This window comes from Janthinobacterium sp. 1_2014MBL_MicDiv (assembly GCF_001865675.1).
Lineage (GTDB): Bacteria > Pseudomonadota > Gammaproteobacteria > Burkholderiales > Burkholderiaceae_D > Janthinobacterium.
In genome coordinates, this window is the sequence record NZ_CP011319.1 from 1,088,125 (window position 1) to 1,109,819 (window position 21,695).

20 protein-coding genes are annotated in these 21,695 nt (G+C 64.8%); 5 read left to right on the forward strand and 15 right to left on the reverse strand.

What is annotated here, in order from left to right:
• Positions 1 to 76: 76 nt before the first annotated feature.
• The 4 genes from YQ44_RS04795 to YQ44_RS04810 form a co-directional block, all read right to left on the reverse strand.
• Positions 77 to 1,648 (reverse strand): GGDEF domain-containing protein, encoded by a 1,572-nt coding sequence (locus YQ44_RS04795; protein WP_071322412.1) that lies wholly within the window; start codon positions 1,646 to 1,648, stop codon positions 77 to 79.
• A 223-nt stretch (positions 1,649 to 1,871) separates the two neighbouring features.
• The gene (locus YQ44_RS04800; protein ID WP_071322413.1) at positions 1,872 to 2,519 is read right to left on the reverse strand and encodes a response regulator; all 648 of its coding nucleotides are present in this window, start codon (positions 2,517 to 2,519) and stop codon (positions 1,872 to 1,874) included.
• Between the two features lie 33 nt (positions 2,520 to 2,552).
• On the reverse strand, positions 2,553 to 4,061 hold the full coding sequence (locus YQ44_RS04805) for a sensor histidine kinase (RefSeq protein ID WP_232251051.1): 1,509 nt from the start codon (positions 4,059 to 4,061) through the stop codon (positions 2,553 to 2,555).
• Positions 4,061 to 4,648 carry a hypothetical protein gene (locus YQ44_RS04810; RefSeq protein WP_071322414.1) on the reverse strand — a complete coding sequence of 196 codons (588 nt, stop codon included), beginning with the start codon at positions 4,646 to 4,648 and terminating at the stop codon, positions 4,061 to 4,063. The genes YQ44_RS04805 and YQ44_RS04810 overlap by 1 nt, the downstream gene beginning before the upstream one ends.
• A gap of 115 nt (positions 4,649 to 4,763) precedes the next feature.
• Between YQ44_RS04810 and greB the strand changes: the two genes are divergently transcribed.
• The gene (gene greB / locus YQ44_RS04815) at positions 4,764 to 5,330 is read left to right on the forward strand and encodes a transcription elongation factor GreB (RefSeq protein WP_071322415.1); all 567 of its coding nucleotides are present in this window, start codon (positions 4,764 to 4,766) and stop codon (positions 5,328 to 5,330) included.
• 56 nt (positions 5,331 to 5,386) lie between these two features.
• Here the strand turns inward: greB and YQ44_RS04820 are convergent, their stop codons facing one another.
• The 3 genes from YQ44_RS04820 to gmk form a co-directional block, all read right to left on the reverse strand.
• Entirely contained in the window at positions 5,387 to 7,546 is a 2,160-nt protein-coding gene (locus YQ44_RS04820) for a RelA/SpoT family protein (RefSeq protein WP_442905930.1), read from the reverse strand.
• Positions 7,547 to 7,742: 196 nt separating this feature from the next.
• Positions 7,743 to 7,946 carry a DNA-directed RNA polymerase subunit omega gene (gene rpoZ / locus YQ44_RS04825; RefSeq protein ID WP_010400723.1) on the reverse strand — a complete coding sequence of 68 codons (204 nt, stop codon included), beginning with the start codon at positions 7,944 to 7,946 and terminating at the stop codon, positions 7,743 to 7,745.
• Between the two features lie 52 nt (positions 7,947 to 7,998).
• The gene (gmk, locus tag YQ44_RS04830; RefSeq protein WP_198043874.1) at positions 7,999 to 8,637 is read right to left on the reverse strand and encodes a guanylate kinase; all 639 of its coding nucleotides are present in this window, start codon (positions 8,635 to 8,637) and stop codon (positions 7,999 to 8,001) included.
• A gap of 221 nt (positions 8,638 to 8,858) precedes the next feature.
• Here gmk and YQ44_RS04835 point away from each other — a divergent pair, with 221 nt between their 5' ends.
• Positions 8,859 to 9,269 (forward strand): DoxX family protein, encoded by a 411-nt coding sequence (locus YQ44_RS04835; RefSeq protein ID WP_083411647.1) that lies wholly within the window; start codon positions 8,859 to 8,861, stop codon positions 9,267 to 9,269.
• A 29-nt stretch (positions 9,270 to 9,298) separates the two neighbouring features.
• Here the strand turns inward: YQ44_RS04835 and YQ44_RS04840 are convergent, their stop codons facing one another.
• Positions 9,299 to 9,622, reverse strand: coding sequence for a hypothetical protein (locus YQ44_RS04840; protein ID WP_156894691.1), 324 nt, complete (start codon positions 9,620 to 9,622; stop codon positions 9,299 to 9,301).
• Positions 9,623 to 9,625: 3 nt separating this feature from the next.
• On the reverse strand, positions 9,626 to 10,516 hold the full coding sequence (locus YQ44_RS04845; RefSeq protein ID WP_071322418.1) for a YicC/YloC family endoribonuclease: 891 nt from the start codon (positions 10,514 to 10,516) through the stop codon (positions 9,626 to 9,628).
• A 303-nt stretch (positions 10,517 to 10,819) separates the two neighbouring features.
• On the opposite strand from YQ44_RS04845, the gene rph reads away from it, so the two are divergent.
• The 3 genes from rph (at position 10,820) to hemW (ending at position 13,593) form a co-directional block, all read left to right on the forward strand.
• Positions 10,820 to 11,548: a ribonuclease PH gene (rph, locus tag YQ44_RS04850; RefSeq protein WP_071322419.1), complete on the forward strand. Its 729-nt coding sequence runs from the start codon at positions 10,820 to 10,822 to the stop codon at positions 11,546 to 11,548.
• Positions 11,549 to 11,737: 189 nt separating this feature from the next.
• Complete coding sequence (gene rdgB / locus YQ44_RS04855) at positions 11,738 to 12,322, forward strand: RdgB/HAM1 family non-canonical purine NTP pyrophosphatase (protein WP_071322420.1); 585 nt, start codon at positions 11,738 to 11,740, stop codon at positions 12,320 to 12,322.
• The gene (gene hemW / locus YQ44_RS04860) at positions 12,319 to 13,593 is read left to right on the forward strand and encodes a radical SAM family heme chaperone HemW (protein WP_071322421.1); all 1,275 of its coding nucleotides are present in this window, start codon (positions 12,319 to 12,321) and stop codon (positions 13,591 to 13,593) included. Before rdgB ends, hemW begins: the two co-directional genes overlap by 4 nt.
• Positions 13,594 to 13,599: 6 nt before the next feature.
• On the opposite strand, the gene YQ44_RS04865 is transcribed toward hemW, so the two are convergent.
• The 6 genes from YQ44_RS04865 to zwf all read right to left on the reverse strand — a co-directional run bounded on the left by YQ44_RS04865 (position 13,600) and on the right by zwf (position 21,574).
• Positions 13,600 to 14,784 (reverse strand): tetratricopeptide repeat protein, encoded by a 1,185-nt coding sequence (locus YQ44_RS04865; protein ID WP_083411648.1) that lies wholly within the window; start codon positions 14,782 to 14,784, stop codon positions 13,600 to 13,602.
• A gap of 144 nt (positions 14,785 to 14,928) precedes the next feature.
• Positions 14,929 to 16,677: a methyl-accepting chemotaxis protein gene (locus YQ44_RS04870; protein ID WP_071322422.1), complete on the reverse strand. Its 1,749-nt coding sequence runs from the start codon at positions 16,675 to 16,677 to the stop codon at positions 14,929 to 14,931.
• A gap of 120 nt (positions 16,678 to 16,797) precedes the next feature.
• Entirely contained in the window at positions 16,798 to 17,880 is a 1,083-nt protein-coding gene (locus tag YQ44_RS04875) for a patatin-like phospholipase family protein (protein WP_071322423.1), read from the reverse strand.
• A 119-nt stretch (positions 17,881 to 17,999) separates the two neighbouring features.
• Complete coding sequence (tal, locus tag YQ44_RS04880; RefSeq protein WP_071322424.1) at positions 18,000 to 18,935, reverse strand: transaldolase; 936 nt, start codon at positions 18,933 to 18,935, stop codon at positions 18,000 to 18,002.
• A gap of 180 nt (positions 18,936 to 19,115) precedes the next feature.
• Positions 19,116 to 19,970: an SIS domain-containing protein gene (locus tag YQ44_RS04885; RefSeq protein ID WP_071075885.1), complete on the reverse strand. Its 855-nt coding sequence runs from the start codon at positions 19,968 to 19,970 to the stop codon at positions 19,116 to 19,118.
• A gap of 131 nt (positions 19,971 to 20,101) precedes the next feature.
• The gene (gene zwf / locus YQ44_RS04890) at positions 20,102 to 21,574 is read right to left on the reverse strand and encodes a glucose-6-phosphate dehydrogenase (RefSeq protein ID WP_071322425.1); all 1,473 of its coding nucleotides are present in this window, start codon (positions 21,572 to 21,574) and stop codon (positions 20,102 to 20,104) included.
• Positions 21,575 to 21,695: the final 121 nt, after the last annotated feature.

The following is a 21,695-nucleotide window of genomic DNA, read 5'->3' on the forward strand; positions in this document are numbered from 1 at the left end:
GCGCCCAGCAGGCGCCGGAATGCAAAATGCCGCTCGATGAGCGGCATTTTTATTGGCTGCTGCCGTGAGAGGCGGCTCAGTCGGCCACCACCACGCGGTTCTTGCCCGTCTGCTTGGCCTGGTACATGGCGCGGTCGGCGCGTTTGACCAGTTCGGCCTGGTCTTCGTTGGGCAGGCGCAGGGCCACGCCGGCGGAAAACGTGATCAAGACTTTCTCGTTGTCGTGCAGGAAGAAATGCCGGGTCAGCTCGCGCTGCAGGCGCGTCATGGTCGAGGCGGCCGCATCGACCGTGGTTTCCGGCAGCAGGATGAGGAATTCCTCGCCGCCGAAGCGGGCGATGACATCCATCGAGCGCAGGGTTTCCTTGACGATCTTCACCAGGTGTTTCAGGGCCGCATCGCCGGCCAGGTGGCCGTAGGTGTCGTTCAGGCGCTTGAAGTCATCGAGGTCCAGCATGGCGATGCACAGCGGCGTGCCGCGGCGGTCGGAGCGGGCCGTCTCGCGTTCGAACACGTCGTCGAGGCCGCGGCGGTTCAGGCTGCCCGTCAGCTGGTCTTCACGCACCAGTTCGCTCATATGCTGGAGCTTGGCTTCCAGCGTGTGGATGCGCTGTTCCGCATCCTGCACTTCCTGGCGCGCCAGCACCATCTTGTCGCGTGCGCGCAACGCTTCGTTCTGCACCATGCGCGTTTCGCGCAGTACTTCGTCGAGCACGTGATTGAGTTCGCTGATGTTTTCCGCCTGGCTGATCTTTTCCGAATAGCCGCCGATCTTTTCGTGGAAGTCGCCCGTGCTGGCCGCCACCTGGCCCAGGCGGTCGATGAAGGTCATCATCATGTTCTTCACCGTCAGCTTGACGTCGGACAGGCTGTGCTTGAGCTGGCTTTGCTTGTAGATGACTTCCTTCAGGCTGCGCGTGGCGTCTTCCAGCGCGCGCTGGTCCAGCGGACCGGCGATCAGGTTTTGCACGGCATCGACCTGGCCGCGCAGCCAGCTGTCGTCGTCCAGCAACTGGCTGACGTTGTCGAGCAGCAGCTTGAACAGGCGCAGCAGCAGTTCCTGCTGCTCGGCCGTATCGCCGCTCTTCAGTTCAATCTGGTAGCACAGCTGTTTCAGGCGCAGGGCCGCCTCGTTCAGGGCCTCTTCCGTGTGCGCCTGCTTGATGGCGGCGCCCAGCGATTCGGCCTCTTCCACCAGCGCGGGCGTGCCCGTCAGCAGTGTGGCGACGGCAAAGCCCAGGGTGCGGCTCAGCAATTCGCGCAGGGTGCGCGTCTGTTCGCCGTCCGGCAGGGGCGGCAATTCGATGCCGCCGCCTTTCTTGGCCTGTTTTTCCGCCAGCTGCGCCAGGGTGCGCGCATAGCTGTCCCAGTCGCGCGCCTTCAGGGCGCGCTGGAAGCGGCGGCCGAAGTCGCCCAGTTCGCCCGCCGATTCGCTCATCTTGGCGGCAAACTGCGTCAGCACGTTTTCCGCGCCGTTTTCCGTCGGGGCGCTGGCGGCCAGCACGGCCGCGGGCGCTGCCGGCGGGTCAGCCGGTTCGCTGATGCCGGCGATTTCATTGTAGATGTCGCGGTAGGCGCCCGGCGTGGGCGCGATGCGGCGCGTCGCCAGGCGGCGAAACGCTTCGCGGGCGATGTCGGCCGGGTTCATCGCCGCACCGGCGGCGGTATTCGTGGCGCCAGCCGGTGTATTTGCTGGCGAAGATGGCAATTTACTGGACATGTAGGCAAAGCCTTTTTAGATATATTCTAATTATCCTCATGATATGCGAGTTGGCAAAGAACTTATTGTGCGAGAAGCAAGGAGAAGTCCATCCAATTCGCCAGATGCCAGCCTGCATGCCGTGTCGGCGGCATCCGGCCGCCGTGCCCCGCTAGTCGACCAGCTGGTTGCGGATGGCGTAATGGGTCAGTTCGGCACTATTCTTGAGTTTCATTTTCACCAGCAAGCGGGCGCGGTATTCGCTGACGGTTTTCACGGACAGTTTCAGCTCCTCGGCGATGGCGCCCACCGTCTTGCCCGAGGCAATCATGACCAGCGTCTGGTATTCGCGGTCCGACAAGGTGTCGTGCAGGGCCGTTTCGTGGTCTTCGCCCACCGTGTTGGCCAGTTCCTGGGCCAGCGAGGCGCTGATGTACTTCAGGCCCTGCGCCACCTGGCGGATGGCCGTCACCAGTTCGCGCGGCGCGCTCTGCTTCGTCAGGTAGCCGGCGGCGCCCGCCTTGAGCGAGCGGATCGCGTACTGGTCTTCCCTGTGCATGGACAGCATCAGCACGGCCAGTTCCGGCTTTTCCTTCTTGATCTGCTTGAGCACCTCGATGCCGCTGCGGTCGGGCAGGGAGATGTCGAGCAGCAATACCTGGCATTTCGAGCCACGGAACAGCTTGATGGCGTCGTGGCCGTTTTCCGCTTCGCCGGCAACGACGATGTCGCGGGTATCGGCGAGGATCTGCTTCAAGCCTTCGCGCACGATCGCGTGATCGTCGGCGATAAATACCCGGATGGTGGCTTTTTCTTTCATGACTGCATTCGTTTCTTATCTGGTTCGCCTACGCTAGGCTGCGTCTTGCGGCGGCCGGGCATGCGCTGGCGCATGGGCTGCAGCCGCTATTATCGCCTCTCGCGGCGAGGCCAGCCTGATTTTTATGCTGAGTATGGTGCCGCCGTCGGGCGCATCCATCAGGCTCAAGGTGCCGCCCAGCGCGCTGGCGCGCTCGGTCATGCCGCGGATGCCGAACGATTGCGGCTTGGCGCGGTCGGAAAGGCGCATGCCGACGCCATTGTCGGCGATCGACAGGCCGAGATGCTGGCGCTGCCGGACCAGGCGCACCGCGACCTTGCTCGCCTGCGCGTGCTTGGCGATGTTCGTCAGCGCTTCCTGGGCGATGCGGAACAGGCTGGTGGCCTGGTCCAGTTCCAGCTCGATGTGCTGGCGGTTCGACGTGAACTGGCATTCGATGCCGGCCTGGCGCGCGAATTCCTTCACCTGCCAGTCCAGCGCGGCGACGATGCCCAGATCCAGCATGGAAGGGCGCAAGTCCAGCGAAATGCGGTGCACGGCGTCGATGCTGCGGTCGACCAGGGCATCGACATACTCGGCTTTTTCTTGCAACAGGGCATCGTCAGGCGGCAGGCGCCGGGCCAGCATGGCCAGCGCCATCTTGATCGCCGTCAAGTTGCCGCCCAGGTCATCGTGCAATTCGCGCGCCAGGCGCGTGCGCTCGTGTTCCTTGACCTTGTCGATATGCGCCGTCAGTTCGGCCAGGCGGGCGCGCGACTGGCGCACTTCGATCTGTTCGAGCCGGCTTTCGGTGATATTCGTCATGATGCCTTCCCACTGCACCGTGCCGTCGGCCAGCGCGCGCGGCGTGGAGCGCAGGTTGATCCATTTCACATCCTTCCACGCATCGACCCAGATGCGGCCTTCCCAGTTCCAGCCCCACAGGGCGGTCTTCGACGCCTGCATCGAGTCCAGATACGAGGCGCGGTCGTCCGCCAGGATCAGCTGGTAGAACAGTTCCGGGCGCGCATGCAGTTGCGCCGGACTCAGCCCCAGCAAGGCCTGGCAGCCGTCGCTCAGGTAGGGAAAGGCGCTGCGGCCGTCCGCGTGCAGGCAGAACTGGTACACGAGGCCCGGCGTATTCGAGACGATGGCGTTAAAGCGCGATTGCACCTGTTCCAGCGCGGCGGCCGTCGCCTGCGGCGTGCGCAAGTCGTCGCCCACGGCCAGGATCAGGGCGCGGCCCTGGTGGCTGGCGCGCGACAGGTGCAGCGTCAGCGAATAGCGGCTGCCATCGCGGCGCTGGGGCTGCACGTGCACGATGGCTTGCGCGCCGACGGCCTCGTCAAGGGCAGCCAGCTGGCGCGCCGGCACCTGCAGCGCCGGCGCCGCCGCCAGCAATTCCTCGCGCGTGGCGTGGCGGTTGCCGCAGGCGGCGTCGTTGGCGTCCAGCAATATCAGGCTGGCCGCGTCGTACAGATAGATTTCGGGCGCGGCCGCGCGCATGGCGGCGGCCAGCCGTGGCGCGGTGGCGGTCTCGGGCATGGCGGCAGGCTTTTTCATCAGCGGCGCGCGCGCCAGAAGGCGGCGAAACGGCGCAGCACGCGCGCCGGGCGGGAATCGTGGCGGCCCGTCGTGCGCGTGCGCAGGCGTTGCCACCAGGCACGGCGGGCGCGGCCCAGCGCCGCCGACAGGCGGCTGACGCGGCGCCACGGCCGCGTGGCGCGCAGGCGGGCGATCCAGCGGTCCTTGGTTTCCATGAACAGGCCATGCCAGCGGGCAAACCATGGCAGGCTCAGCAGGGTAGGGCGCGTCAGGCTGTACAGCCGCGCCACGGCGGCCGCGCCGCCCAGCTTGGCGATGACGATCACGCCGATGCCGGAAAACGCATGGCCGCGCGCGATGGCCAGCAAGGCCAGCAGCTTGACGGGGAACAAGAGCACGGCCGGCAGCACGAAGACGGCCAGCGCCCAGTAGGGCGGCAACCGCTTGATCCATGCCTCGAGCGCATGCAGCGGTGGAAACTGCGCCACCACCTGCATGATGCGCGCGCCCGTCGCCCACAGCCATTCTTCCAGCAGCAGGAAGATGGCGGCCAGGTAGACCAGCGGCGCGAACAGCCAGCGCCTGAATCTGTAGAATTTTTTCATCCGTCTCCGTGTGCGGCGCAGGTTTGCCGCGATTGCCACGATGATACGTCAAAAAAGCCCGCCTGCCCCCGCGTCTGGTGTGCCGTCGCACGCCTGGCGGGGCTACAATAGGCAGATGAATAAAGCCTTTGTAAAAGAATCGGACCACGACGACGATGAAGAAGCGGCCGCGCTGGCGCTGGCCATTCCCCCCGGCGCGAAGAACTACATCACGCCGGCCGGCTACCAGCGCATCAAGGACGAGCTGCTGCAGCTGATCGACGTGGACCGTCCGGAAGTGGTCAGAATCGTCCATTGGGCGGCGTCGAATGGCGACCGCTCGGAAAATGGCGACTATATCTATGGCAAGCGGCGCTTGCGCGAGATCGACCGCCGCATCCGTTTCCTGACGAAGCGCATGGACCTGGCCGCCATCGTCGACCCCAGCGTGCACCACGGCAGTGACCAGGTGTTCTTCGGCGCCACCGTAACTTACCGCACGGAAGATGGCGAAACGCATACGATCACCATCGTCGGCATCGATGAATTCGACCCGCTGAACGGCAAGATCAGCTGGGTGTCGCCGATGGCGCGCACCATCACCAAGGCGCGCGAGGGCGACCTAATCACCCTGAACACGCCGCTGGGCGCGCAGGAGCTGGAATTGCTGGAAGTGACGTATCCGGCGCCGGGGGAAACTTGAATTGATGCGCGTGGCATGAAAAAACGGCTGGGCAGAGAATCTGGCCAGCCGTTTTTTTAATTGCGCTCCCGAAGTATCCGGTTGACGCCGGCGACGCGGCGCACATTGCGCAGCAGGGCGGCCAGGTGGACGCGGTCTTTTACCTGCACGGTGAAGCGCAGCTGGTCGAGGACGTTGTCCTTGTCTTCGTCCATGCCCACATAGATGATGTTGGCGTCCGACTCGCCGATCTCCGCGGCCACGCGGGCGAGGATGCCCCGTTCGCTGTTGATCAGTACCTTGATGCGGCAGTCGAAGCGGCGGTTCAGTTCGCTTCCCCAGCGTACGGCGATCCAGCGGTCCGGTTCCTTGGCGCGCTGGCGTTTTGCCTGCGTGCAGTCGCTCGTGTGCACGAGCAGCCCCTGGTCGCGGCGCAGCTGGCCGATGATCTGGTCGCCTGGAATCGGCAGGCAGCACGGCGCCAGCTGCACGGAGACGCCTTCGCTGCCGCAGATGGTGACCGGGTCGAGTTCGCTGCCGCTATTGTGTTCCACCGGCATGCTGGCCGCTTCGCCGCCGATCAGGCCGAAGATGTGGCGCGCCACCAGGGTGGCCATGCGCTTGCCGATGCCGATGTCCGCGTACAGCTCGTCCATGGAATTGGCGCTCGATTCGTTGAGCAGGCGTTCCACCAGCGGCGCCGGCAGGTCGGCATCGATGTTCAGGGCTTGCAGCGCCTGCGACAGCAGCTGCTGGCCCAGCGCGATCGATTCGGGCAGGTTGATCGTGCGCAAATGGTGGCGGATGGCCGAACGGGCCTTGCCGGTACGCACGAACGACAGCCACGTCGGGCTGGGGCGCGACGAGGAATCGGTGATGATTTCCACGATGTCGCCATTGTGCAGCTCGGTGCGCAGCGGCGAGGTTTCGTTGTTGATTTTCACGGCCACGGTCTGGTCGCCGATGCCCGTATGGATCGAATACGCGAAGTCGATGGCCGTGGCGCCGCGCGGCAGCGCGATGATCTTCGACTTCGGCGTAAACACATAGACGGAATCGGGGAACAGGTCGACCTTGACGTGCTCGAGAAATTCGGCCGAGTCGCCCGTCTGCTGCTGGATGTCGAGCAGCGATTGCAGCCAGGCGTGCGTGCGCTGCTGCAGGTCGGACGGGTTCGATTCGCCGCTCTTGTACAGCCAGTGCGCCGCCACGCCGGACTCGGCCGTGCGGTGCATCTCCTGCGTGCGGATCTGGAATTCCACGGGCGTGCCGTAGGGGCCGATGACGGTCGTGTGCAGCGACTGGTAGCCGTTCAGCTTGCGGATCGCGATGTAATCCTTGAACTTGCCCGGCATGGGCTTGTACAGGCTGTGCAAGGTGCCCAGGGTGACATAGCAGTCGGCAAAGCTGCCCACGACCACGCGGAAGCCGTACACGTCCAGCACTTGCGAGAACGACAAGTGCTTGCTGCGCATCTTTTTATAGATGTCGTACAGGGTCTTTTCGCGGCCTGTGACGTCGGCCTCGATTTCGGCCATGGACAAGGTGCTTTTCACCGCTTCCATGATCTTGTTGACCACTTCGCGCCGGTTGCCGCGCGCCGCCTTGACGGCTTTCGCCAGCGTGCGGTAGCGCATCGGGTACAGGTGCGAGAACGACAGGTCCTGCAGCTCGTGGTAGATGTTGTTCAGGCCGAGGCGGTGCGCGATCGGCACGTACACTTCCATGGTCTCGCTGGCGATGCGGCGCTTCTTGGCCGCCGTCATGAAGTCCAGCGTGCGCATATTGTGCAGGCGGTCGGCCAGCTTGATCAGGATCACGCGCACGTCGGAGGCCATGGCCAGCAGCATCTTGCGGAAGTTTTCCGCCTGCGCTTCGATCTGGCTCTGGAATTCGATCTTTTCCAGCTTCGACAGGCCGTCGACCAGGTGCGCCACGGGCGCGCCGAAGCGCTCGATCAACTCATCCTTCTTGACGTCTTGGTCTTCCATGACGTCGTGCAGCAGGGCCGCCATGATGGCTTGCGCGTCGAGTTTCCAGTCGGCGCAGATTTCGGCGACGGCGATCGGGTGCGAGATATACGGTTCGCCCGAGCGGCGCATCTGGCCCAGGTGCATTTCGTCGGAGAAGCGGTAGGCTTCCTTGACTTTTTTCAGGTCGGCGGGAGACAGGTATTCGGCCAGCTTGTCGGCCAGGTGGCTGACGGAGGCCACGCCCAGGGCGGGCGCTGCGGGCATGCCGCCTGCGGACGTGCCGACACCGGGCGCGGAAGCGCCCTGTGGTTTTGCCGCCTGGCGCGAGGCCTGGGGCGGCAGTGCTGCGGAAGTCGTGTCGGCTGGGGTCAGACTCATAAAACGTCGCGTTACTTCACAGTGTGAATAAAGGATACGGTAGAACCAGGGGTCAGCACTGTTCCGGCACGCGGGTTCCCACTTACATCGGGACCTTTTTCAGCATTTCGATGCCGACTTTACCGGCAGCGATTTCACGCAGTGCGACAACGGTAGGCTTGTCCTTGGCTTCGACCTTAGGGGTGTGGCCTTGCAGCAACTGACGTGCGCGATAGGTCGCAGCCAGGGTCAGCTGGAAACGGTTAGGGATTTGCTTCAGGCAATCTTCGATTGTGATACGGGCCATAGTAACTCCTAAAATTTGTGCGTGGCGCTGTGTGAACTGGCGTGCAGACGAATTACTCTGCGTGCAGGCCCAGCTGGGCGAATAGCGATGCGTTGCGGGCCGCTTGTTGCGCAAACCGGCAACGGGCCGCTCTCACGATCGCGCTCAGTTCGGACAAAGCGACCGTAAACTCTTCATTGATAATAACATACTCGAACTCGGGAGCGTGTGCGATTTCGCCGCCAGCCGCCAGCAGGCGGCGCGTGATCACGTGCGGCTCATCCTGGCCACGCTTGTTCAGGCGCTCTTCCAGCGCATCGATCGATGGCGGCAGGATGAAAATGCCGGCCGCGCGCGGGAATTGCTTGCGCACCTGGCGCGCGCCCTGCCAGTCGATTTCCAGCAGGATATCGGTGCCGGCCAGCATTTGCTGCTCCACCATGATGCGCGAGGTGCCGTAGTAATTGCCATGCACTTCCGCCCATTCCAGGAACTCGCCCTGGTCGGCGCGCGCGACAAAGTCTTGCGCCGTCGTGAAATAGTACTCGCGGCCATGCTGCTCGCCCGGGCGGGGCGCGCGCGTGGTGGTCGAGATCGACAGCTTGATGCCCGGTTCCTGCGCCAGCAGCGCATTGACGAGGGTCGATTTGCCGGCGCCCGATGGCGCGGCGACCACGAACAGGCTGCCAGAGAAGGCGGTAGGGTGGCTCATGCTGATCTTTCCATGTCGTGTGATGTCGGCGCCTGCGCTTGCGCGGGCGGCGCCCAATTCAGTATTTTACCAAGAGGCAAGGCTGCCAGCCAGTCCCTGATGGCCGGCGCCGTCGCTTGCGCCCGCCAGCATGCATATTTTGCTTGTTATCTGAGAGAAATAGTTATCTAATTTGGAATGTATTTTTCTTAACAACCATTCTTTGCTGACAGGGCGCGCGCATGAACAAATTCCCGTTTCTCAGTTTTCCACAGGCCATGCTGTTGCTGCGCGTGGCCATTGCCATCATGTTCATGGCGCATGCCGTCACGCGCATCGCGAATGGCACGATTCCCCGCTTCGCCGGTTTCCTGGAAGACAAGGGATTCATCTACGGCCTGGCCGTCGTGTGGGCGATCACCGCCGTCGAGATCGTTTGCGGCAGCCTGCTCATCGTTGGCAAATACACGCGCTGGGCGGCGGCCGGGCTGATGGTGATCTGCCTCGGCGGCATCGCCATCGTGCATGCGGCCAAGGGCTGGTTCGTCGGCGAACATGGCGCCGGCGGCGTGGAATACAGCATCGTGCTGTTTGTGGCCTGCGTCGTCATCGCAGCCAGCGACCGCTGGCGCGCCGAAACCCGCCTGGCCTGAGGCCTGGCATGCGTTTTCCCTGCCCGGCTTCAGCGGGGCAGGCGGCCCAGCGCGATTTCGCCCGTGGTCAGGACGATGGCCCGTCCATTCACATCGGTGCAGTCGCGGTTGTTGATGCGCACGACGTTGCCGTCGACCGACACTTCCGCGCCCAGGGTGCTGCGCGAGCAGATGCGGTAAGAGGCGGCGTCGGCGCCCGTGTAGATGGCGGCGCCGCGTTCCTTGAGGGCGAAGCATCCGAACGTACAGCCCTCGATCGCATACGGCGATGGCCGCTGCGCCGTTTGCGCCTGCGCGCCCGCCGCCAGCAATGCCAGGGTGGCCGCGAGTGTCCATGTGCATAGGGTCGTCATCGCTTACTCCAGGTTCTGCACCTGTTCGCGCATCTGCTCGATCAGCAGCTTCAAGTCCATCGAGGCGTCGGCCAGTTCCTTGACGGACGCCTTGGCGCCCAGCGTGTTGGCTTCGCGGTTCAGTTCCTGCATCATGAAGTCGAGGCGCTTGCCGACCTGGCCACCCTTGGTCAGGATGTGGCGCGTTTCGCCCAGGTGGGCCGACAGGCGCGCCAGTTCTTCCGAAACGTCGATGCGGATGCCGTACAAGATCACTTCCTGGCGGATGCGTTCCATGGCGTCCTGGCGCGACAGGGCCGAATTCGAGCCCTGGCTGGCCAGGCCCAATGCATCCTGCATGCGCTCGATGGCTTTTTGCTGGAAGGCCGCCACCACTTGCGGGATCAGGGGCGTGATGCGCTTGACGATGGCTTCCATCGCTTCGATGCGCGACACCAGCACGGCCTCGAGCGCGGCGCCTTCGCGCTTGCGGCTGTCGACGAAGGCGGCCACGGTGCGCTTGGTCAGCGCGCCCACGTCCGCCTGCAGGGATTCCTGCCCCACTTGCGCTTCCTCGATGACGCCAGGCCAGCGCAGCAGTTCGGCCACCGTCATGACGGGCGCGGACACGAAATGCTGGCCCACCTCGGTTTGCAGGCGCGCCAGTTCCGCCAGCAGGGGCAGGTTCAGCGCCTGCGTGCCGGCCGTGGCTGCCTTGCGGCCAAAGCTCAGGCGTACCTCGACCTTGCCGCGCGTGATGGCGGACATGACGGCGGCGCGCAAGTCAGGCTCCAGCGCCCGCAAATCGTCATTGATGCGGAATTGCAGGTCGAGAAAGCGCGAATTGACGCTCTTGATTTCAATTGTCAGTGTGCCTGCAGCACCTTCGCTGGTGGCAACCGCGTAGCCTGTCATGCTTGAAATGCTCAAAGGATTCCCCGATTTGATCTTGTATACAGTCACTTATACACTTAATCAGCCAGCGCAGGCAATACCGCCCGCGCCGCAAAAACAGGACCGCATGGTCTGGTGGCCTGAAAATTGCTGAATAGTGTGCGTTTTACGGCATTGTAAAGAAAATTGTGTTTGGCGGGGCAGGATTGTAGGGATCATGTGTGCAGCGCCCCCGCGCGCGGCCCGATGCTGTTGCATGGCTGCAAATATGGCGGCGCGCGGTGTTAGAATCGCTGCCGCAACCCCAATCACACAGGACATCCCATGACATTCGAATCCCGCCCGAGCGGCCGCGCCGTCGACGCGCTGCGCGCCATCCGCATCACCCGCCAGTACACCAAGCATGCCGAAGGCTCGGTGCTGATCGAGTGCGGCGACACCAAGGTCATTTGCACCGCCAGCATCGAAGACAAGGTGCCGGGCTTCCTGAAGGGCAAGGGCCAGGGCTGGTTGACGGCCGAGTACGGCATGCTGCCGCGCTCGACGCATACGCGCATGGACCGCGAAGCGGCGCGTGGCAAGCAGTCCGGCCGCACGCAGGAAATCCAGCGCCTGATCGGCCGCTCGCTGCGCGCCGCCTTTGACTTGCAGGCATTCGGCGAACGCACGCTGCACCTCGATTGCGACGTGATCCAGGCCGACGGCGGCACGCGCACGGCCTCGATCACGGGCGCCATGGTGGCCGCGTATGACGCGTTTGCGCAGTTGCAGGCGCGCGGCGCCATCGCCGCCATCCCCGTAAAAAGCTTCGTCGCCGCCATCTCGGTGGGCGTCTACCAGGGCATGCCGGTGCTGGACCTGGACTACGTGGAAGACTCGGGCTGCGACACGGACATGAACGTGGTGATGACGGAAGCGGGCCACTTCATCGAAGTGCAGGGCACGGCCGAAGGCGCCGCTTTCGACCGCGCCGGCATGAACCGCCTGCTGGACCTGGCGCAGGGTGGCATCGCCGACCTGATCGCCCTGCAAAAGCAGGCCCTCGGGATCTGAGCCGCGTCTAATCGCGTTTAATCTTTACGTAGATTTACACCTTTTTGCCCGCCGCGCCGGGCAAAAAGCCCACACCCGCCGCTGCCGGCGGCAGCGGCGGGCCAAGGTGGGGGACGCGCAAAAGGTTTACAATGTCGGCACTTCATTCGGCCCGCCTCGCGCGGTGCCGCTTAACCCGGATATTGTCACATGACCCAACGCCTGATCCTCGCATCAAACAACGCCGGCAAGCTCAAGGAATTCAACGAGCTGCTCTCGACCATCGGTTTTTCCGTGCACGCCCAGGGCGAGTACGACGTGCCGGAAGCGGACGAGCCATTCCACACCTTCGTTGAAAACGCCTTGCAAAAGGCCCGCCACGCGGCGCGCCTGACGGGATTGCCGGCGCTGGCCGACGATTCCGGCGTCTGCGTCAATGCCCTGGGCGGCGCGCCGGGCGTGTATTCGGCCCGTTATGCGGGCGAGCCGAAATCGGACGCGGCCAACAGCGCCAGGCTGATCGCCGACCTGGAGGCGCATGCCGACAAGTCCGCGTACTACTATTGCGTGCTGGTGTACGTGCGCCATGCGGACGACCCGCAGCCGGTGATCGCCGACGGCCGCTGGAATGGCGAGATGATCGCCACGCCGCGCGGCAAGGGCGGCTTCGGCTACGATCCGCATTTCTATCTTCCGGCCCTGGACAAGTGCGCGGCCGAACTGACGTCCGATGAAAAGAACGCGCTGTCGCACCGTGGCCAGGCCCTGCGCGCGCTGGTCGAGAAACTGCGATGATCCCGATCAAACTGGTCGGCGCTGTTGCCAAATCTGCCGCCAAGCCAGGCGCGGCCCCCGCGCCGCAGGAAGGCATTTCCGGCGCGGCCGGCGCGGCGTTGAAATACCTGCAGCCGGGCGCGCTGAACCTGACGGCCCTGCCGCCGCTGTCGCTGTACATCCATTTCCCGTGGTGCGTGAAAAAATGCCCGTACTGCGATTTCAATTCGCACGAGGTGCGCGGCGGTTTTCCGGAAGCGGAATACCTGGCGGCCCTGCGGCTGGACCTGGAAATGGCGCTGCCCCTGATCTGGGGCCGCAAGATCCACACGATTTTCATCGGCGGCGGCACGCCCAGCCTGATGTCGGCGGCGGGACTGGACCGCCTGATGTCGGACGTGCGCACCCTGCTGCCATTGGAGCCCGATTGCGAAATCACCATGGAAGCCAATCCGGGCACCTTTGAAACGGAAAAATTCAAGTCGTACCGGGCCAGCGGCATCAACCGCCTGTCGATCGGCATCCAGAGCTTCAATGGCCGCCACCTGCAGGCGCTGGGACGCATCCACGACGACGATGAAGCGCGCCGCGCGGTGGAGATCGCGCATGCGCATTTCGACAATTTCAACCTCGACCTGATGTATGCGCTGCCCACGCAGACGCTGGCCGAGGCGCGGCAGGACCTGGACACGGCGCTGTCGTTTGCGCCGCCGCACCTGTCGCTGTACCACCTGACCCTGGAGCCGAACACCCTGTTCGCCAAGTATCCGCCGGTGCTGCCGGACGACGACGAAAGCGCCGACATCGCCGACATGGTGGCCGAACGCGCGGCGCAGGCCGGCTACGGCCGTTATGAAGTATCGGCGTATGCGCAGCCGGGCCGCCAGGCCAAGCACAACCGCAATTACTGGGAGTTCGGCGATTACCTGGGCATCGGCGCGGGCGCCCACTCGAAGATATCGTTCCCGCACCGCGTCCTGCGCCAGGCCCGCTACAAGCAGCCGAAGGCGTATATGGACGCCGTGCTGGCCGGCCAGCACGTGCAGGAAGAGCGCGAGCTGGCGCGCGAGGAGATGGGCTTCGAGTTCAACCTCAATACGCTGCGCCTGACGCAGGGTTTCTCGCCGAACCTGTTCGCCGAGCGCACGGGCCTGGCCATCAACGCCATCGACAGGCCGCTCAACGCGGCCGAGGCCAAGGGCTTGCTGTACCGCGACCACCAGATCATCCGCCCGACGGAACTGGGACTGCGCTTCCTGAACGACCTGCAGCAGATGTTCCTGGAAGACTGACGCCGCCTAGTGCGTGGTGGCGGCGCGCAGGCGCTGCAGCTTGGCCGCGTACAGGCCATGGTCGCCGCGCGTGGTGCTGTTGTCCATCGCCAGTTCCAGCTGGCGCCCGGCCTGCGCCAGCTGGCCCATGCGCGCATACGCCTGCGCCAGCCAGAAGTGGAACTCGTGGTAATACGGATCGCGCGCGATCTCGCGCTGGAACAGGCGCGCCGCTTCCTGGTAGTCGGCATTCTTCATGGCGATCTGGCCCAGGCTGAAAAAGTGGAAAGGCGGTTCCGGCTGCAGCGCCAGCAGCTTGCGCCGCATCAGCTGCGCTTCGTCCGTGCGGCCCAGGTTGTCGAGCGCCTGCGCCAGGTTCGACAGCAGCACGGTGCTCGCCGGCGAGCGTTCCAGCGCATAGGCCAGCGTGCGTCGCGCCGGCTCCATGTCGCCGTGGCGCAGCTGGATGATGCCCAGCGTGTTGAAGGCGCCGGCAAACGTGGGGTCTTGCAGGATGGCGGCGCGGGCAAACCAGTAGGCCTGATCGAGTTCGCCATTGGCCATGGTTTCGGCGGCGCGGTTGTTGAGGTACATGGCCAGGATGGTCGATTCGCTGATCGTGCGCGTGCGCTGTCCCGTCAGATCCTGGGCCGGCAGGAAATCGATCAGCAGTTCCGCATCGGCGTCATAGCTGTCGCTGTTCTGCGCCAGCTTCCGGCCCAGCACCAGGTTGACGTGGCCGGCCACAAAATACATGTCGCCGCTGCGGCTCCAGCTGTCTTCCCCCAGCACCGCCTGGTAGTGCACTTCCAGCCCCATTTCCTTGGCCAGGGTGGCCGTCATCAGCACCAGCGACAGGCAATTGCCGCTGCGCTCGTCGAACGTCTGCGCCGCCGTGCGCGTCATGGCGGCATCGTATTCCAGTTGCAGTCCCGCCTTGTTGTACAGCGCATTGGCGAGCGCGCGGCGGGGATTCTTGCCACGCGCCTCGCGCGCGATATCGACGCGCACGTAGCGCCGCATGGCCTCGCTCACGGCAAACGCCTGCTGCGGGTCGATCTTTGCCGTCGGCGCGGCAAAACTGGCATCGTTGAACAGGTCGGGTGGAGGCGGCGCGGCAGGCGGCGTGGCACAGGCGGCCAGGGCTGCGCACAGCAGCAGGGCAGACAGATGGCGCAGCGGCTGGCGCAATGGCAGTGGTAAACGCTTCATGTTCGAACTCCCGCGAACGATGTCAGGCGCCAGACGTCTTGCTGCCGGTGGTGCGCCATGCCACCTGAAAACCTAGTATCCTCGCGGCCCGCCGCGCTGTCAAACCATTTCAGATGCATGCGTTTGCGGGGCCGGAATCGCCGCCTAGAACTCTTCCCAGTCCTGGTCGCCGGCGATGTGCGCCGGGGTCTTTGGCGTGGCAGCGGCAGGCTTGCCCGTGCTGGCTGGCCTGGCCGCCTGGGCCGCGCGGGGGGCGGCGATCCGCGTGGCGGCGGGGCGGACAGGCGCGCTGGCGGCCGATGCCCTGGCCGGTGGCGCTGCGCGTGCCGGCGCCGCCGCGGGCATGTGTTCGAGCTGGAAGCCGGCCGCCACTTGCGCCAGGCGCGCCGCCTGGTCCTGCATGCTTTCGGCGGCCGCTGCCGCCTCTTCCACCAGGGCCGCGTTTTGCTGCGTCACCTGGTCCATTTGCGCGATCGCCTGGTTGACCTGGTCGATGCCCATGCTTTGCTCGGCGCTGGCGGCCGTGATCTCGGCCATGATGTCGGTGACGCGGCGCACGCTGTCGACTACCTCGCCCATGGTGCTGCCGGCCTGCTGCACCAGCCGCGTGCCGTTGTTGACCTGTTCCACCGAGTCGCCGATGAGGGCCTTGATTTCGCGCGCCGCCGCCGCCGAGCGCTGCGCCAGGTTGCGCACCTCGGTGGCGACGACGGCAAAGCCGCGTCCCTGTTCGCCGGCGCGCGCCGCTTCCACGGCAGCGTTCAGCGCCAGGATGTTGGTCTGGAAGGCGATGCCGTCGATGACGCCGATGATGTCGACGATCTTGGTCGACGCCGTATCGATGGCGCCCATGGTGTCGACCACCTGGCTGACGATGCTGCCGCCCCGTTCGGCCACGCCCGAGGCGGCCACCGCCATCTGGTTGGCCTGGCGCGCATTGTCGGCATTCTGCTTCACGGTCGACGTCAGTTCCTCCATCGACGACGCCGTCTCTTCCAGCGAGCTGGCCTGCTGTTCCGTGCGGGCCGACAGGTCCTGGTTGCCGGCGGCGATTTCGCCGGAGGCCGTGGCGATGGCGTTGGTGCCGCTCTGGACTTCCGACACCACCTTGCGCAGCGCTTCGTTCATGCCTTGCAGCGCCCGCATCAAGTCGCCGATTTCATCGCCGGCCGCAGCGGCAAAATGCGTGCGCAAGTCGCCGTCGGCCACCGTTTCGGCCACCTTCACGGCCGCCTGCAGAGGCACGGTGATCGAGCGCGTGATCAGCCAGGCGCAGACGCTGCCCAGCGCCACCACCAGTGCGCACAAGGTCAGCAGCAGGGTGAAGCTGCGGTCGTTGGCCGCCTCGATGGCTTGCGCCGTGGCGTCGATGGCCTTGCGCTGCTGCGCCAGCAGGGCCTTGACGTTGTTCTGGTAACTGGCGGCGGCCGGCGCGAAGCTGTCGCGGTAGGTGCTTTCCGCCTGTGCCGCGTTGCCGGCCTTGCGCGCATTCATCACCAGCGTCTTGGCGTCCTGGTACTTGACGCGCTCCGCCACGGACGCCTTGAAGATGGTTTTTTCTTCCTCGCTGTCGAGCAGCGATTCGATTTGCTTCAGCAGTTCGCTACCCTGTTTGGTGCTGTCGGCGATGGTCTCGGCGAAGACGCTCGACAGGGTTTCATCCGTGCTCCTGGCGATCATCGAGGTGCGCGCGATGGCCGAGTAGATCAGCACATACCAGTCCGATACCAGGCGCTCCTTGGCCAGCGGCTTTTCCATCATTTGCCGCGTCGCCTCGGCGTTGATGTGCGCGCTGTACAGCGCGTATGAAGTGGAGATCACGGACAGCAGGAGCACCAGCGCGAAACCCGCTGCCAGGCGCGTGCCGATACGAAGATGGGAGAGGGCATGCATGGTCGAACTCCTGTCGCAAGGGGGATTAAATTGCCTGTGCGACATAGTATGCACCGAGAAGTGACCAATAGGCGAGTGAAAAACGCTGTTGTTTTTATGCCTGTTGCGATGCGGCCCGCGCTACAGGTCGAGCGCCTGGCGCAAGTCCGGCTGTTCGGCCCAGCGGGCGAAGGCGGCGGCCATGCGCTCGCTTTCGGCGATGGCGCGGCGCCAGTCGCGCATGCGTGCGGCATGATCCTGGCCGTAATGGGGGAAGTCGCGCCGGTCCGGCAATTTGCCGTTCGGCAGGCTGGCCACGAAGGCGGGCGAGGGCGAGACGAGGATCATGTTGTCGAGCGCAGGATCGGGGCCGCGCGCGCGGCGCCACGGCATGGCCTTGTCCAGCCAGCCCGGGACGATGTGGTCGGCGAAGTGCGGATACAGCACCAGGTCCGGTTCGCGCTGGTAGGGCAGGTGCAGGTGGTAGTCGACCAGGCCGCCGTCCCAGTAGCGTCCGGGCGGTGCGCCGGCGATGCCCTGCACCGCGTCGAGTACCAGCGGGATGGAGCCGGAAGCGAGCAGCGCGTCACGCAGGTTGTCCTGCGCCAGCGGCACGAAGTGGGAGTGAAAGGCGTCGAAGCGCGAACGCAGCCAGCTGGCGCTGTCCGGCCCCGCATGGAACACCACGCGTTCCAGCGAACCTGCCAGGCGGGCGCGCGCCACGGCGTTGTTGGCCGCCGCCAGCAGGAAGCCGCGCCGGTCGCGCCACTTGCCCTGGCGCGCCAGCGTGCCGATGCCGCGCACGGCCAGCACGGCCAGGCTGTGCCGGTCATGCCGCAGCAGGTGGGCATCCTGGCCATCGAGCATGGCGTCGAGCAGGGCGCGGCAGGTGCGGCTGACGTGGGCGCCATCGGGCTTGTCCGGATAGCGCTGGCCCACATATTCGCGCACCAGGCGGCGCTGCGCCGCGACGGGGTCGGGAAAAACTGCCGCCGCCATGCGCCAGGCGCCGATCGAGGCGCCGACGAAGTGGCGCGGGCGCGGCGCCTGTGCCAGGAATTCGCCGAACAGCCAGCAATCGAGCTGGTGCAGGATCAGGCCTTTCGGTCCGCCGGCGGCGGCGGGGACGATGGCGACATCGCTCGCGCGCAAGCCCTGTTCGGCAATGCGGGCGCGGGCGCGGCGGCCCAGGCGGATGGTGATGGCGGACGAGGTAAGGGACATGCGCGCGGCGACTGGTGGTGGTGGTTTATTGTAGCGCCATTGCTCCCGCTCGCGATGCCATGCAAAAAAGCGGCGCCGTGCAGTGCACGGACGCCGCCTTTTGGCGGGGGCGCGGGCGATTAACGCAGTGCCGCGATCATCTGTTTCAGCTTGCCGGAATCGACGCAGAAGGCGCGGATGCCTTCGGCCAGCTTCTCCGTCGCCATCGCGTCTTCATTCATCATGAAGCGGAAGGCTTCTTCGTTCAGCGACATTTGCACGATGTTGGTCGACGGCGCCGCTTCGGCGCTCAGCTTGCGCTCCACGGGCGCATCGCTGTCGGCCAGCTTTTGCAGCAGGTCGGGGCTGATGGTGAGCAGGTCGCAGCCGGCCAGTTCGAGGATTTGCGAGGTGTTGCGGAAGCTCGCGCCCATGACTTCCGTCTTGTAGCCGAACTTGCGGTAGTAATTGTAGATGCGCTTGACGGATTGCACGCCCGGGTCTTCCGCGCCCATGTAGTCGATGCCCGTCGATTTCTTGTACCAGTCGTAGATGCGGCCGACGAACGGCGAAATCAGCTGCGCGCCCGCTTCGGCGCAGGCGATGGCCTGGGCCAGCGAGAACAGCAGGGTCATGTTGCAGCGGATGCCTTCCTTTTCGAGGATGGCGGCGGCGCGGATGCCTTCCCAGGTGGAAGCGATCTTGATCAGCACGCGCTCGCGCGGAATGCCCGCGTTCGAGTACAGGGCGATCAGGTCGCGGCCCTTGGCGACGGTGCCTTCCGTGTCGAACGACAGGCGCGCATCGACTTCGGTCGAGACGCGGCCAGGGATGGTTTGCAGGATTTCCACGCCAAACGCGATCAGCAGGCGGTCGATGATCTCGGCGGTGGAGGCGTTCGGATGGTCGCGCACGGCCTTTTCCAGCAGCGGCTTGTATTCATCCTTCTGCACGGCTTTCAGGATCAGCGACGGATTCGTCGTCGCGTCGCGCGGCGTGTAGGCCTGGATCGATTGGAAGTCGCCGGTGTCGGCCACCACGGTGGTAAATTGCTTCAGTTGTTCGAGTTGGTTCATGGCTGCGCGGGAAAGAGTGAAAGGGCTTGCCGGAGTATTGTACATAATCCGGCCGGAAGCGCCCGCGCTCTTTTCATGCCTGTAGCATGGCGCGCTCGCCAAAACGTTGAGGGCAAGGCGCGCTTCCGCAGACAGTACGCCAGGGAAGCGCAGCGCCGCCATGGACGTTTTCCAGGCGCGCTAGCCGATGAAGGAATCGAACTGCATGTCGAATTCCTGCAGCGCCTTCTGCGCGTTCTGCATCTTCTTGCGGAATTCGGGACCGCGCTGCAGGGCCAGCCCGACGGCCAGCACGTCGATCACCACCAGGTAGGCCAGGCGCGCCGAAATCGGCGTGTAGGGATCGGTGTTGAAGACCAGGTCGATCGGGATCAGCACGGTCGCCAGGTCGGCCAGCGGCGTGCCCGATGGCGCCAGCACGATGACGTCGGCGCCGCCGCGGCGCGCCAGTTTCACGGAGCGCACGAGGGCGGGGCTGTTGCCGCGCTGCGAGATGGCCACCAGGCAGTCGCCGCCGCGCAACAGGGCCGCGGCGATGCTGTGGATGTTCGGATCGCTGTAGGCGACCGTCGGCACGCCCGAGCGGAAGAATTTGTGCTGCGCGTCGGCCGCCACGATGCCGGACGTGCCCTGGCCGTAGAATTCGATCTTGCTGGCGCGCGACAGGATGTCGAGCGCGCGCTGGATCGCTTCCGGGTTCAGGTTGTTGCGCAGGTCGAGCAGGGTGTTGATCGAGCGGCTGCAGATTTTATTCACCAGGTCGGCCGCGAGGTCATCCTGCGCCGGCTGCTCGTTCGCGCCCGGCATGGCCAGGGCCAGGCCCTGCGCCAGTTTCAGCTTGAATTCATGCCAGCCGTCGTAGCCCAGCGTGCGGCAAAAGCGCACCACGGTCGGTTCCGACACCTGCGCGCTTTTCGCCAGCGCCGTGATGTTCTGGCTGACCGTCTGGTTGGGCTGGTCAAGCACGGCCAGCGCGACCTTCTTCTCCGACTTGGAGAGCGAATCGAGCTGGGTGCGGATGGAGTCAAGCAGCATCAGGGTAGTCTTCTGGGTTAGTTTTCGGGAGCTCGGGGACTGGCAAAGGTGAAGCAGGGAATTCGCGGAGCACCGCTCCGCGCCTGCGTAACGGCCGTGCCTTGCAAGGCACGGCTCCACGCCCTGCTAGCTTAGTCTTCTGGCAGGGCCTCTTCACGCCACTGCAAGCCGTCGCGACCGATCAGGGCGCTGGCCGCGGCCGGGCCCCAGGTGCCGGCCGTGTACGGAATCGGCGCGCTGTCGTTCTGTTCCCAGTTGTCGAGAATCGGCTCGACCCATTCCCAGGCCGCTTCCAGTTCGTCGCCGCGCATGAACAGGGTCAGCTGGCCGCGCAGGACGTCGAGCAGCAGGCGCTCGTAAGCGTCCATGCGCGGCGTCTTGAACGATTCGCGGAAATCGAGTTCCAGTTCCGCCGGTTTCAAACGCATGCCGTCGCCCGGGGTCTTGGCCATCAGGTTCATGCGCAGGCCTTCGTCGGGCTGCAAGCGGATCACCAGGCAGTTCGGCTGGAAGCTGGACGTGGGCTGGTTGAAGATCGAGTGCGGGATCTGCTTGAAGCGCACGACGATTTCGGCCAGGCTATCGGCCATGCGCTTGCCCGTGCGCAGGTAGAACGGCACGCCGGCCCAGCGCCAGGTGTCGATTTCCGCCTTCAACGCAACGAAGGTCTCGGTGCGCGAGTGTTCTGGCGCATCCGGCTCGTCGCGGTAGCTCGGCACGGTGACGCCGTCGACGTGGCCGGCACGGTACTGGCCGCGCACGATGTTTTGCGCCAGCGTGGTGGGCGTGAATTTTTTGAGCGAACGCAGTACTTGCAGCTTTTCATCGCGCACGGCGTCCGGCGCGATCGAGGTCGGCGGTTCCATGGCGACGATGCACAGCAGTTGCAGCAAGTGGTTTTGCAGCATGTCGCGCAGCGCGCCCGATGTGTCGTAGTAACCCATGCGGTTGCCCACGCCCAGTTTCTCGGCGATGGTGATCTGCACGTCGGAAATCCATTCGCGGCGCCACAGCGGTTCGAACAGCACGTTGCCGAAGCGCAAGGCCAGCAAGTTCTGCACGGTTTCCTTGCCCAGGTAATGGTCGATGCGGTAGATCTGCGATTCCTGGAAAACCTTGCCCACTTCGGCATTGATCTGCTTGGCGCTGGCAAGGTCGCGGCCCAGCGGTTTTTCCAGCACCACGCGCGAATTCGGCGTGACCAGGCCATTTTCTTCCAGGTTGTCGCAGATCAAGGCGAACAGGTGCGGCGGCGTGGCCAGGTAGTACACGCGCGTCAGGTCGCTGCCGTCGCGCAGCGCTTCGACGAGGGGCGCGTAGGTCTTGGCATCGCTGGCGTTGAGCGATACATACACGATGCGCGCGCAGAAGCGGCTCCATGTGGCGGCATTCAGGGTGCTGGCCTTGATGTGCGGGCGGGCGCTGCTTTCCACCATTTTCAGGAAGGCGTCCTGGCCGCTGTCCTGGCGGCCCACGCAGATGATGCGCGCCGTCGGCGGCAAATCGTTCGCGACGTCGCGCGCATACATGGCAGGCAGCAATTTGCGCATTGCCAAATCGCCGCTGCCGCCAAACAGGACCAGATCAAAATCGGTAAGAGCCATAAGTGAGTGTCGTCGCAAAAGTAAAAGAGCCGGAGCGGGGAGGAGGCCGACCGGAAGTGCCAGTCTGTCGCTACTATAATCGATGGTGTAAATTTACTACGTAGAACAGGCAATTGCAAGA

Bases quoted from the DNA above. Each gene is read 5' to 3' on its own strand.
- YQ44_RS04795 (WP_071322412.1), bottom strand. From the start codon at position 1,648: ATGAACCCGGCCGACATCGCCCGCGAAGCGTTTCGCCGCCTGGCGACG.
- YQ44_RS04800 (WP_071322413.1), bottom strand. From the start codon at position 2,519: ATGAAAGAAAAAGCCACCATCCGGGTATTTATCGCCGACGATCACGCG.
- YQ44_RS04805 (WP_232251051.1), bottom strand. From the start codon at position 4,061: ATGAAAAAGCCTGCCGCCATGCCCGAGACCGCCACCGCGCCACGGCTG.
- YQ44_RS04810 (WP_071322414.1), bottom strand. From the start codon at position 4,648: ATGAAAAAATTCTACAGATTCAGGCGCTGGCTGTTCGCGCCGCTGGTC.
- greB (WP_071322415.1), top strand. From the start codon at position 4,764: ATGAATAAAGCCTTTGTAAAAGAATCGGACCACGACGACGATGAAGAA.
- YQ44_RS04820 (WP_442905930.1), bottom strand. From the start codon at position 7,546: ATGCCCGCAGCGCCCGCCCTGGGCGTGGCCTCCGTCAGCCACCTGGCC.
- rpoZ (WP_010400723.1), bottom strand. From the start codon at position 7,946: ATGGCCCGTATCACAATCGAAGATTGCCTGAAGCAAATCCCTAACCGT.
- gmk (WP_198043874.1), bottom strand. From the start codon at position 8,637: ATGAGCCACCCTACCGCCTTCTCTGGCAGCCTGTTCGTGGTCGCCGCG.
- YQ44_RS04835 (WP_083411647.1), top strand. From the start codon at position 8,859: ATGAACAAATTCCCGTTTCTCAGTTTTCCACAGGCCATGCTGTTGCTG.
- YQ44_RS04840 (WP_156894691.1), bottom strand. From the start codon at position 9,622: ATGACGACCCTATGCACATGGACACTCGCGGCCACCCTGGCATTGCTG.
- YQ44_RS04845 (WP_071322418.1), bottom strand. From the start codon at position 10,516: ATGACAGGCTACGCGGTTGCCACCAGCGAAGGTGCTGCAGGCACACTG.
- rph (WP_071322419.1), top strand. From the start codon at position 10,820: ATGACATTCGAATCCCGCCCGAGCGGCCGCGCCGTCGACGCGCTGCGC.
- rdgB (WP_071322420.1), top strand. From the start codon at position 11,738: ATGACCCAACGCCTGATCCTCGCATCAAACAACGCCGGCAAGCTCAAG.
- hemW (WP_071322421.1), top strand. From the start codon at position 12,319: ATGATCCCGATCAAACTGGTCGGCGCTGTTGCCAAATCTGCCGCCAAG.
- YQ44_RS04865 (WP_083411648.1), bottom strand. From the start codon at position 14,784: ATGAAGCGTTTACCACTGCCATTGCGCCAGCCGCTGCGCCATCTGTCT.
- YQ44_RS04870 (WP_071322422.1), bottom strand. From the start codon at position 16,677: ATGCATGCCCTCTCCCATCTTCGTATCGGCACGCGCCTGGCAGCGGGT.
- YQ44_RS04875 (WP_071322423.1), bottom strand. From the start codon at position 17,880: ATGTCCCTTACCTCGTCCGCCATCACCATCCGCCTGGGCCGCCGCGCC.
- tal (WP_071322424.1), bottom strand. From the start codon at position 18,935: ATGAACCAACTCGAACAACTGAAGCAATTTACCACCGTGGTGGCCGAC.
- YQ44_RS04885 (WP_071075885.1), bottom strand. From the start codon at position 19,970: ATGCTGCTTGACTCCATCCGCACCCAGCTCGATTCGCTCTCCAAGTCG.
- zwf (WP_071322425.1), bottom strand. From the start codon at position 21,574: ATGGCTCTTACCGATTTTGATCTGGTCCTGTTTGGCGGCAGCGGCGAT.